General features: G+C 49.2%; 10 protein-coding genes. 4 read left to right on the forward strand and 6 right to left on the reverse strand.

Annotated elements, in window-relative coordinates; genetic code table 11:
* Positions 1-164: 164 nt before the first annotated feature.
* Entirely contained in the window at positions 165-3803 is a 3639-nt protein-coding gene (locus HPS57_RS04430; RefSeq protein ID WP_253946454.1) for a DUF4922 domain-containing protein, read from the forward strand.
* 130 nt (positions 3804-3933) lie between these two features.
* The gene (locus HPS57_RS04435) at positions 3934-4356 is read left to right on the forward strand and encodes a YraN family protein (protein ID WP_172180524.1); all 423 of its coding nucleotides are present in this window, start codon (positions 3934-3936) and stop codon (positions 4354-4356) included.
* On the opposite strand, the gene lptE is transcribed toward HPS57_RS04435, so the two are convergent.
* The 6 genes from lptE to HPS57_RS04465 form a co-directional block, all read right to left on the reverse strand.
* On the reverse strand, positions 4331-4843 hold the full coding sequence (gene lptE / locus HPS57_RS04440) for an LPS assembly lipoprotein LptE (RefSeq protein WP_172180527.1): 513 nt from the start codon (positions 4841-4843) through the stop codon (positions 4331-4333). The two genes, HPS57_RS04435 and lptE, sit on opposite strands and share 26 nt — an antisense overlap.
* Before the next feature lie 99 nt (positions 4844-4942).
* Positions 4943-6169 carry a sigma-54 interaction domain-containing protein gene (locus tag HPS57_RS04445; protein ID WP_172180530.1) on the reverse strand — a complete coding sequence of 409 codons (1227 nt, stop codon included), beginning with the start codon at positions 6167-6169 and terminating at the stop codon, positions 4943-4945.
* A 191-nt stretch (positions 6170-6360) separates the two neighbouring features.
* On the reverse strand, positions 6361-7083 hold the full coding sequence (locus tag HPS57_RS04450) for an SIR2 family NAD-dependent protein deacylase (protein WP_172180685.1): 723 nt from the start codon (positions 7081-7083) through the stop codon (positions 6361-6363).
* Positions 7084-7196: 113 nt separating this feature from the next.
* Positions 7197-8051 (reverse strand): 4-hydroxythreonine-4-phosphate dehydrogenase PdxA, encoded by an 855-nt coding sequence (locus HPS57_RS04455; protein WP_172180532.1) that lies wholly within the window; start codon positions 8049-8051, stop codon positions 7197-7199.
* 9 nt (positions 8052-8060) lie between these two features.
* On the reverse strand, positions 8061-9158 hold the full coding sequence (gene rlmN / locus HPS57_RS04460; protein ID WP_172180535.1) for a dual-specificity RNA methyltransferase RlmN: 1098 nt from the start codon (positions 9156-9158) through the stop codon (positions 8061-8063).
* 58 nt (positions 9159-9216) lie between these two features.
* Positions 9217-9738 carry a prolyl-tRNA synthetase associated domain-containing protein gene (locus tag HPS57_RS04465; RefSeq protein ID WP_135938563.1) on the reverse strand — a complete coding sequence of 174 codons (522 nt, stop codon included), beginning with the start codon at positions 9736-9738 and terminating at the stop codon, positions 9217-9219.
* Between the two features lie 498 nt (positions 9739-10236).
* Here HPS57_RS04465 and HPS57_RS04470 point away from each other — a divergent pair, with 498 nt between their 5' ends.
* Both HPS57_RS04470 and HPS57_RS04475 read left to right on the forward strand, forming a co-directional pair.
* A complete protein-coding gene (locus tag HPS57_RS04470; RefSeq protein WP_172180538.1) occupies positions 10237-10488 on the forward strand; it encodes a hypothetical protein in 252 nt (83 codons plus the stop codon).
* Between the two features lie 717 nt (positions 10489-11205).
* Positions 11206-12129 carry a right-handed parallel beta-helix repeat-containing protein gene (locus HPS57_RS04475; RefSeq protein ID WP_172180540.1) on the forward strand — a complete coding sequence of 308 codons (924 nt, stop codon included), beginning with the start codon at positions 11206-11208 and terminating at the stop codon, positions 12127-12129.
* Positions 12130-12133: the final 4 nt, after the last annotated feature.

The raw sequence follows: 12133 nt of genomic DNA on the forward strand, positions 1-12133 counted from the left end.
GAAACGTGTCATTAGTGGTGGAATTCTGATACACTGCATGAAAGGAGAAAAAACGCAAAAACACTCCGCAAAACAGGCATTACTCAAAAATATTTATTATCTTTGCAAGAGATTCATTCTTACAAACATGAAACGCCTTTAGGGCATAAAACAGATTGATGACTATGATAGCACGTATAGACAGTTTTGTCACCTCGGAAAGCCTTGCCTCACAGCTGGCGGACAATGCCGTGGTGAAACATACCACGGTACTTGACTGCGCGGAAATCAACGCAGGCGTGACAATCAACGAAATAGCACAGAAAGCAAAAGCGGACTTCACCCTTCTTGCCATAAAGTCCGTGCCACTGACCTTAGGACAGTATGCCATTGAGCGCATGCTGCGCACCGCCATCGAGACAGGAGCGGCTATGGTGTACAGCGACTATTACAAGACACTCGGCGGAAAGCGTGAGAAGCATCCGACAATAGACTATCAAGAGGGTGCATTGCGTGACGATTTCGACTTCGGTACACTGCTCCTTATCCGCACACCACTGCTGAAAGAGTATGCCAAAAGCCACTCTTCAATGATGCAGGGACTGAAATTCGCTGGACTTTATGCCTTGCGCCTGTGGCTGTCAACGAAAGGGGAACTGTTCCACCTTGACGAACTGCTTTACACTGAAGAGGAACTTGACAACAGGAAATCAGGCGAGAAACAGTTTGACTATGTCAATCCTCGGAACCGTGATGTGCAGGTGGAAATGGAGAAGGTTGTCACACACCACCTTGAACAGATAGGGGCGTTGGTGGACCCTGAGGATTATATCTCTCCGGATTTTGGCGAACAGGAATTTGAGATTGAGGCATCGGTTGTCATCCCTGTGTTCAACCGCGAGAAAACTGTCCGTGATGCGGTGGAGTCTGCCTTGGCTCAGGAAACAAAATTCCCGTTCAATGTGATTGTCGTGGACAACCATTCCACTGACGGCACAACAGAGACTCTTAGCGAACTGGCAGCGAAGGACAACCGCCTGATACATATCATTCCCGAGCGTGACGACCTTGGCATAGGCGGATGCTGGAACGTGGCGGTGGATTCTCTCCACTGTGGAAGGTTTGCCGTGCAGCTTGACTCTGATGACTTATACTCTTCCCCAAGGACATTGCAGCAGATTGTCGATGCATTCTACCGCCAGAAGGCTGCCATGGTCATAGGCTCTTACCGTATGTGCGACTTCGATCTCAACACGCTCCCTCCTGGTCTCATCGACCATAAGGAGTGGACGGACGAGAACGGAATGAACAATGCCCTGCGCATCAACGGTCTTGGAGCACCTCGCGCATTCTTCACCCCAATCCTGCGCCAATACCGTTTCCCGAACACAAGCTACGGTGAGGACTACGCTCTCGGGCTTGCATTCTCACGCAAGTACCGCATCGGACGCATCTATGATGAACTGTACCTCTGCCGTCGTTGGGGTGGCAACAGCGATGCGGCACTCTCCGTAGACAAGGTCAATGCCAACAACATGTACAAAGACCGTCTGCGAACCATGGAACTAAAGGCACGCATTGCCATGGAGGCACGTGCCGACCGTCTTGACGGCAACAGCACGCCTGATGCAAGCACGGCAAAGCTGCAGCGTTTCTTCAACCGCCAGCTTGAACTTTGGGACGATGCACGCAAGAGATACATTGACCTTAACGGTGTGCAGGTGAGGGACATCACCGATGACAGTACAGGCACACTGCTCAAACTGCAGTACAATCCGGCGCGCATTGTCTCCACAGGGGCAAGCATAAGCAATGCTGCGATTGCCAAGCGCCCGTGCTTCCTGTGCAAAGATAACCGCCCACAGGAGCAGATGGTGAAGCATCTTGACGACACACTTGACATGCTTGTCAATCCGTTCCCTATCCTTCCGACGCATTTCACACTTCCTTCCAACACCCACAGACCACAGCTGATAAAGGATGTGCATACAAAGATATTCCGTCTCTTGGAGCATTATCCTGACATAATGGTGTTCTATAACGGCCCGAAATGCGGTGCTTCATGTCCAGATCATCTGCATCTGCAGGCAGGAACATCAGGAATCGTGCCGCTGCAGAAGCAATGGGCAAGGCTTTCCCGTTCACTGCACCGGATTGTAAAGCTGAACGACTGTGAGGACATCTCGGCAATCAACGATTATGTCTGCCCTGCATTGCTCCTTCGTTCACGCTCCGAGAAAGGCTTCCGCCAGATGTTCAAGACTGTCTATGATGCACTGCCTGTGCAGAAAGATGAGACAGAGCCAATGATGAACATCATCGCTTGGCGCAACGGCGAAGAGACACTGACCGTCATCTTCCCACGTAAGAACCACCGTCCGGCATGCTATCCGAGCCCGATGGTGTCCCCGGGTGCGCTTGACATGGCAGGACTGATAATCACTCCGCAGGAATCGGATTTCAACACAATGATTTCTCAGACAGCCGCCGATATCCTTCGCGAAGTGGCTCTGTCACAAAAGGAAATGGAGAAGGTAATCACACAAATTGCCGGAGAAAAGAAAAACGATGACGAGAACCTAAGATACGAAAAAGTGCCGCACGTCACTGTCGGCATCATCTCAGGCGAAGAGATACGCTTCTCGCTCAATTCCCCTTATGTGGCAAAGGGCGAGACGATTGTCGGAGAACAGACCGTGAAGCATTCGGAGGGAAGCATCCTGTGGAACGGCAACGAATATCGCGAACTGTCATTTGTCCCCGGAAAGGCGGAAGGCTCAAAGGTGGAGGCGTCGTTCACTATCCATGATGTTACAATCGGTGTCAACTTCCATTGGGAACGCCTTGAGGAACAGACATTCAAAGGTTCACTGCGCTTCGTTGTCCATGAGGGAAAGGTGTGCGCGATAAACGAACTTTCCGTCGAAGACTACCTGACGAGTGTCATTTCTTCCGAGATGTCGGCAACCTCTTCCTTGGAACTCCTGAAGGCGCATGCCGTAATCTCACGCTCATGGCTTCTTGCCCAGATTCAGCACAGGCACAGCAGCCAGGGGCAGAGTGCAGGATTCTTCTCGTTCATCAAGAAGGACAACGAACTCATACGGTGGTATGACCGTGAGGACCACACTATCTTTGATGTCTGCGCCGATGACCATTGCCAACGCTATCAGGGCATTACGAAGCAGACATCTGCCCATGTCCGCGAGGCGATACGGCAGACTCAGGGCGAGATTCTCATGTCAGACGACGAGATTTGTGACGCACGTTTCTCAAAATGCTGTGGTGGTGTGACAGAAGAATACCGCTATTGCTGGGAGAACATCAACAAGCCGTACCTTGTCTCTGTTGCCGACCCGTACTGCAATACGCACGACACGAAAGTCCTGCGGCAGGTGCTTAACGACTATGACCAGGAGACTCAGGACTTCTATGAGTGGGAGGTGCGCATCAGTAAGGCAAAGGTTAAGTCCCTGCTTATGGAGAAACTGCATCTTGACCTTGGAAACATCGTTGCCATGGAGCCACTCGAACGCGGAAAATCGGGCAGGATTTCACGCCTGAAGGTGATAGGAACAGAGCGTTCCTTCACTATCGGCAAGGAATTAGAAATACGCCGTGCACTCTCTGACACGCATCTTTACAGTTCTGCTTTCACGGTCACTGACGAAGGCGAGGATTTCCTTCTCAAAGGAAAAGGCTGGGGACATGGCGTGGGACTGTGCCAGATTGGTGCTGCCGTCATGGGCGAAAAGGGTTTCAAATACGATGAGATTCTGCTGCATTACTACAAGAATGCTGAGATAAAGAAGATTTACAGATAGAGTCAATCATGATGCAACAAGATGCAACAAAAGTCATTATGATGCCTCATGATACATCAAGTTACATCATGATATATCAGGTCACATCACGGTATATCATGTTGCATCATGACAAAAAACAAAAACAACCATGGCAGAGCATAACGACCTCGGACACTGGGGTGAGGAACGCGCAGCGGAATATATGGAAAAGAAAGGCTGGTATGTGAAGGAGCGAGACTGGCGACATGGCAATACGGACATCGACCTTATATGCATCGACGAGGACGACACCACACTTGTCTTCGTGGAGGTGAAGACACGCTCCACGGATGACTATGGAGAGCCTTACGAAGCAGTGAACGCTGAGAAGCGCCGCCATATCGTCAGTGCCGCAGCACACTACAAATCCATCTTCCGAAAGGAGAACCGCCGCACACGGTACGACATCATCTCCATAGTCGGAAGCCCCCATGGGACAATAAAAATCGAGCATATCGAAGATGCTTTCGATATGCTCGACCTTTACGAGGATTACAATGTCCGTCCTACCAGTTGGCGACGCAGGCATTGAATATCTGGTCACAGATGTCGTCAATCATTTCCGTGACAAGCTGCTCCTGCACGGCAGCCAGCGATTGTGTCGTCTCGTAAGTTGAGGTTGCTGTAAACTGACGCTCAAAATCCTCATTGTGGTTGGCGTTGTTCGTGAACCTCACATTGACGGTTATCGCCAATTCCGTCTGCGCCGAGAAGCCGTCAGCCGACACAGACTTGTTGCGCTGCGTATAGTTTGTTATCTCGCCATCCAGTTTTATATCGCCATTGCGCTTCACCTGTATGAGCTTTGTATGGTCAGCAAACTGGTCTTTCAACGTATTGTTGAACATCGGCCCCATAGGTCCCCACACGTATTGGGAGCGTATAGGGAACTCTGCAATCTGTATGGTCTTCACCTTCGTATAGTCAATGCTTGACATATTGAACTTGTAACTCACTTTGCACGCGCAAAGAAGGAGCACAAAGGCAAGGACTGATAGTAGTTTTATTCGTTTTGTCATCACTTTATTCGGGCTGTTGGCAGCCCGTTTTGTTATTATTGTTTTACAAGGGCAAGCGTGTTTTCGCATAAGCAAAAGAGCACAGATCTCTAACCATGCTTATTCAAGATTAAGCTGTTTCAGTCGCCTATACAATGTCCTGTCCGAGATACCAAGCTCCCTTGCAGCATTCTTTCTGTTGCCTCCACAACGCAGGAGAGCCTTTTTCAGCAATTCCATTTCATTGTCCCCGACATTAAGACTTTCTACGATAGGATCGCTTTCCGTCTTTATCTCCTCACTGTCCGCCATTTCGTAGGCAGGAGTCTCTATCTGTGGTATGGAAGAAGGAAGGGAAAGCACAGGATGAGACATCTGCACCGGCTGCCCCCCGAGTGCGATAACCTGCTTCTGCAGCTCATGGACTTCTCCGTTAAGCCTCTGCACACTATTCTGCAACTCTACAAGAAAGTTGAACAGCAACTGGCGCTCCTGCTCGTAAGAATGGCTCTCTCCCGACGGCTTTGTGGAATACGACGCCACCGCCATCGACTCTTCATCGTCAGGAATGAACCTGCGAAGAGTCTCCGCCGTTATGGTCCTCTCTTCGGAAAGCAGCGAAATCTGCTCCGTAAGGTTCTTCAGCTGGCGCACATTTCCTGGCCATTTGTATTTCAGCAGCAGGCGTTTTGCATCCTCCGTAAGGTCAAGGCGCGGCATCTTGTACTTCTCCACCATTTGCAAGGCAAACAGCCGGAAGAGCGAAATGATGTCGTTGCCACGCTCACGCAATGCCGGCATACGCACAGGTATGGAATTAAGGCGGTAATAAAGGTCTTGGCGGAACTTGCCTTCGCTGACAGCCTTCACCATGTTCACATTCGTTGCGGCTACGATACGTACATCAGTCTTCAGCACTTCCGTACCACCCACGCGGATATACTCTCCTGTTTCAAGCACACGAAGCAAACGCGCCTGAGTTGCAAGAGGCAACTCTCCCACCTCATCAAGGAACAGTGTACCTTTGTTTGCTATACCAAAATATCCTTCCCCTTCATCAATGGCACCGGTATATGCCCCTTTCTCATGGCCGAAAAGCTCGGAATCGATGGTTCCCTCAGGAATGGAACCGCAGTTTATTGCCAAATATCTCTCACGCTTCCGTGGCGAATTGTCATGTATGATACGCGGAAGAATCTCCTTTCCGACACCACTCTCGCCAATGATGAGCACAGACAGGTCGGTAGGAGCCACCTGAAGACAGACATCAAGCGCATGGTTCAACTGCTCACAGTTGCCCACCACTCCGTATCTTTGCTTTATCTGTTGTAACAATCTCTGTTCCACTTCCCTTTTGTTTTATTTCTTTTTGTATAACAAGTTCCACAAGTTCTTGAAACATAAAGGAGTGTGGCTCTGCCACACAACTTAATTATTATAGCTTAGTCCGCACGGCTGAAACCGGAGGTTACCGTAAGGATTGTGGCGCTGCCACATACATCTCAGGAAGACTTGGTATTCTTTTTCAGGACAATCTCTCACTCCTCACCAAGAATTTCCATAAGTTCCTTCATGCCTTCACTTGCACCTTTCGCGATGACATGCACGCCATGAGCCCCTTCCGTCATAGCGGGCTTGGGGTCAATCAGGTACACTTTCGCCGTCTTCGGCACATATTGCAGCAGTGAGGCGGCAGGATAGACATTGAGAGAGGTGCCGATAATCACAAACACATCTGCCTTCTGCGCCTCCTGAACAGCGTCATACATGTTCGGAACATTCTCCTGAAAGAATACGATATATGGCCTCAGCAACGAACCGTCGCCTGCTTTCTCGCCCTTAGGCACTGCCAGCCCGTCGGCTTCCCACCCCTCATGGGGCAGCGAAACCCAGAATCTCGGGTTGTCGACATCACGGCTTGAGCACATCTTCATCATCTCTCCGTGAAGGTGGATGACATTCTTCGAACCAGCAAGTTCATGCAGATTGTCAACATTTTGTGTGACAACGACAACCTCATGCTTGCTGTTCTTCTCCAATTCCGCCACAAGCCGATGCCCCTCGTTGGGCTGCACATCCTTGTATTTCGCACGCAGCATGTTATAGAACGCATTGACATACTCCGGGTCGCGCAACCATCCGTCGTGGCTTGCCACAGACATCACAGGATAGTTCTCCCACAACCCTCCTGCATCGCGAAAGGTTGTAAGCCCGCTTTCGACAGACATTCCTGCACCGGTAAGGAAGACTATTTTCATGATTTACAATGTTTTGATGTTATAATTCTAATCTCACAAGTGAGACCTCATACCGACTAACCGCATCAGCGGTTGAATATAGTAGTCAACTTGCAAAACCGAAATGCCAAAGACTGTCAGTTGCCGCTCTCCGGAACGTGGCTCTGCTTCCTGACGGCAAAGCGGACCTTCTCCGAATCGTCACGGCGTTCATGGTAGATCTTCGGCAACGGGTCATGGTGTCCCTCATCGTATGCCTCACGGCAGCGCACCACATCGATGACTGTGTACACCGCCTTGCGCAAGGCATAAGCAGGCTGCACTATGCCACTCGCATCGAAATCGTGGGTCGCGCCATACTCCGTAGAAGCCATGACCATAGGAATACCGATAAGCAGCTTTGTGCGCGACTCATCTGTCACTGCTCCAAGCACTTCTTTCGCCTCACCGTCAAAAAGGGCAAGTGTGGCATCGAAATGCAGGAACTGCTGCTGTTCAGTATAGTCCGCCGTGGCGTATGGCCCAAAGATGCCCACCCCTTGCTCCGAAAGTCCTGCAACAACTGACGCAAGAGTGTCAGCCGCAGCCTCCGTCATACCGTCAGGAGCAAGCAGCGCTATGCGCGGCATGGAGACAAGGAAGTCACGCTTCAGTGACATCCACACCTTATTTATTCTTTCGGCAAGCACATCACGGTCGAATGACTCCATGATTTCCTCCGGAGATTTGTCAGGGAACACTGTGGCAAGACGCATGCGCTCAGCGACATACATCGTCATCGCACTGTCAAAACTGAACTCCGTAGCAGAGCCAGGAGCGACGACAATGCCCGAAATGTTACCGAATTTCAGGTCTGCACCGACATTCTTGTCGTTGCCATTGTCCTTGCTGTATATGGTCGCCGTGAATACATCGTCATTGTCCGGTGTACTGAGGGCGCACTCTATGACTGTACCGGCGATGCCGGCTGATTGTAATATACCTATGTTCATGTCAAAATATTAGTTTTCAGAGGCTTTGCTTTCGCTAGCTTTCAGAGCCTCCTCCTTGTGTTTTGTGTTAAGCAGTCCGCAGGCGGCGTAGATGTCCTGTCCGCGTGACGCTCGTATTGTGGTCGTTATGCCGTTGCGGTTGAGATAGTCGCAGATATGCTCCATCTGCTTCTCTGCCGCCCCTTTCAGCGGCACATCAGGGATTTGGTGGAAGCGGATAAGGTTGACACGGCAGTCCAACGGCCGCAGAAGTTTCACCAGTTCCTTCAGATGCGTCGGCGTGTCGTTTGTTCCGCCGAGGACGGTGTACTCGAATGTCAGGCGGCGCTGGTGCGATGCGCCCTCCACTCCCCCACGCGGCACGCGACGGTCGGCAGGGAAATAGTCCTGCAGGAGTGTGACAATCTCCCTGATTCCCATACCCTTCTCGGCAGGCATAAGCTGCTCGCGCTGTGCAGGCAGCGGCGTATGGAGCGAGATTGCCACATGGCATTCGCTCTCGTCGAGAAACCTTTTGAGCTTTCCGCGTATGCCCACACTGCTCACAGTGATGCGTCGCGGACTCCATGCGTAGGCGTATGGGGAGGTGAGAATCTCCGTTGCACGCAGCACATTGCCAAGATTGTCCATCGGTTCGCCCTGCCCCATGAACACGATGTTTGTCAGTCGCTCGCGCTCAGGCAGTGCATAAATCTGGTTGAGGATGTCCCTCACGGTCAGTTGTCCCTCAAATCCCTGCTTGCCGGTCTGGCAGAAGAGGCAATTCATTTTGCATCCTACCTGGCAGGAGACGCACAGTGTGGCGCGGTCGCCGTCAGGGATGAAGACTGTCTCGACGGTCTTTCCGCCTTCGGTGGGGAACAGGTACTTCACCGTGCCATCCTTGGAGCGCTGACAATCGACAGGCGCTGCCGAGCCGACACAGTACATTGCGGACAGCCGTTCACGGTTCTGCTTGGAGATGTTGGTCATCCCGTCGACGTCATCCACATGGCTTACATAAAGCCAGCGTGCTATCTGTCCGCCGGTGAATGCCGGCATGCCGAGCTCCTTGGCTATGGTTTTCAGTTCCGTTTCCGTATGTCCTATGAGTGGTTTCTTGTCCATTATTGCTTTTTTATTTGTCTCCGCACAGGTCGCATAATGCGGATGTTGCGTGAGCGAATCAGTAGAGTGTGAGATATTCGTAAGTGTTTCCCACACAGGCAAGATAGCGTTCAAAGTCCTCATGCCTTATGACCACCGTGCCACGGCAGTCGTTCGGGTGGAAGGACAATGTCTCTGCATCCCTGAGAGCATTGTCAAGGAACAGGTGCACATGGTGGGTCTCGTCGTTGATAAGTCCGAAAGGCGACACGCTGCCGGGTTCAAGTCCGAGATATTTCATCATTCTTTCCGGCGAGGCGAAGGACAGTTTGCCGCATGAGGGCAGCCCTTTGGCGACAAGCGACTCCTTCAGACGCCGTTCAAGGTCGTGGATGTCGAGGTCGTGGTCACAGTGGAAGCAGACGAGATAATGCCTATTGCCCTTGTGGTTGCGGAAGAAGAGGTTCTTGCAATGCACCGAACCGTCATCTTTCCACCAGCGTTTCGCCTCCTCGATAGTCTTTCCCTCTGGATGATTGTAGCACGAGAACGGAATCCCGTGGCTACGCAGATATTCAAGTACTGTTTCTTCTCGCGACATGGTTTGCGGATTCTTTTTTATCTGCAAATATACTTGTTTTCCCTGACAGTTCAAAGAAAACACACCTAAAATAATATAAGTATATGAAAATTTACGACAAAATAACAGATTTCCGTGTCACAGAGCCGCCACAACAGCCTATATCATTTCTTGCTGCCATATCAGAGTGTGCTGTCAAAGGTAACCTTTTACTGTGTCTACCGTTACCTTTCGCATGGTAAAAGGTAACCTTTTGCCCGGCAAAGTGTTACCTTTCGTAAAACCTTATCCTGCAACGGGTTACACAACACAATTACCTTACTGTCTCATGCGGATGTTTGTGGATTTTCTCCCTTAACGCATCATTATCTGCATGAATCCGCAAAATCTGCATGAAAATGTGAAACGCAAACAATCCCCAATACAACGACAGCATCAATATCGTGCCAAACGACAAAGTAAAATCATGCCAAATGACAAAGCAAAATCGTGCCAAATGGCAAAGCAAAATCGTGCCAAATGACAAAGCAAAATCATGCCAAATGGCAAAGCAAAATCGTGCCAAATGGCAAAGTAGAATCATGCCAAATGGCGAATTTAGATTTGCTTACACAGAGTTTACTAATTGATTTACAACACATTAAGATATTTTTAAAAAAACGGAATTTATCCTATGACTATTTCATGAAAAAAGCAAGCAACAAAGCACCGCGAGGCGGTGCGTTTTTGTTAACCCCGTATGGAGGCGAAGCCGAACATGCGGGGTGTTAGGAAATGCGACAGCCTGCACCGTAAGACGGTGCCTCCTACATAGTTGTTTGCATAGCATCCACACACAGATTTCTTATGCATAGCATACCCTCCATGAGGCACCGTCTTACGGTGCTGTGGAGCGAATCTTTTTATCCCCGCATGTTCGGCTTCGCCTCCATGCGGGGTTAACGAGAATGCACCGCCTCGCGGTGTGCCAACAGAGAAATCCGCATGAAGACATAAACCACGAAAAACACGCAAAAAGAGAGAAACCACAGAAAACATTTGTTAAATACGAATCTTTTAAGTTAAAAATCTTTAATTACCCCCCCCTAAATGGCTATATCATTATTTAAATATACCTTTGCAATGTCAAAAAAGACAAAATACAGAGACGAGAAACGAGAACCAATCACTGTCTGTGCTTGTAATCCCTCATGCTGTGCAACAAAACCGCGTAATGCGCAACAAAATTGCGTGATGTGCAACGAAACCACGTGATGCGCAACAAAATCACGTGATGCGCAACAAAACCGCGTACATCATTGCCGGCATACCCACAAGCCAAGCAGCGTAATAAAACCATATAAACCAGATGACTACACCTGTGAGACCTTTGTGCCAAAGAACAACACCTGAAGGAGTTCTTTGGCGAACTTTGTTTATATGCAGCCTACCATTGCAAAGCATTTTTTATTTTATTTTTATCATAATCACAAAAAAATCCAAACAACAATGAAAAAACTATTACTGCTTGTTGCTTTCATGGCAACTGTTGCACAGAATGTTCTGGCACAAGAAAAAAGTATTATGCTCCGTCATGGTGATGAAATCAAACAGTTCACCGTCTATGACGATAGTGGAATGACACTGCAGAGTGCCATTGATGCATGTGAGGATGGCGATGTCCTGTACCTTAGTGTCGGCAACTTTGACGGTAATATAACGGTAAACAAGTCTATCACTATCATTGGAAGGGGAGGAGGAGAGACTATGATTCCAGGTACAGTAACAGCAACAGCAAACAATAACGCAACCATTACATTCTCAGGGATAAAATTCTTGAGCAGAGTTAGTTGTGAAGGAGGCGCAAATGTGACCTTCAAAAAGTGTGAGATGAACTCGGAGGCATATATGTCTGGAAGCAACGTAAATATAGAGAACTGTCAGGTCAGCACATTATATTTCACCAAGAATAGAGCGTATATGGTTTCAGCATGGAGCAGTGTTTTTAATGAAGTATGCAAACAAACGAACAACTACAACTCTGTTAATGACATGTTCATTAATTGCCATATAAAAAATATTAGGACTAATACTCTGACCGGTGGCACTTTCAGACAATGTGTCATAGGCGGTAGCGATAAAGCACAGCCAACTGCCTTGTTCTCAAACTGTCTCTTCCTTTTTGACGACAGCGCGACCAAGATGGTCAACCAGTCTGAATGTATTCTGGACTCCTCCATCACCATGGCTGACATTACAAAGGACTTGCTTACAGAAAAAGGATACCTCGGCAGTGATGGCACTGTCATCGGAATATATGGCGGCATCAAGCCATTCATTCCACTGACTTCAAACAACATCATCACTTCTGCGACAGTTGTTGTTGACAATGAAAAGAATGAGCTGAATGTCAAACTGAAGAGAAAACAGTAATCCT

Origin of the sequence: Palleniella intestinalis (genome assembly GCF_013166595.1) — a bacterium.
In the GTDB taxonomy this organism is placed as follows: Bacteria; Bacteroidota; Bacteroidia; order Bacteroidales; family Bacteroidaceae; genus Prevotella; species Prevotella intestinalis.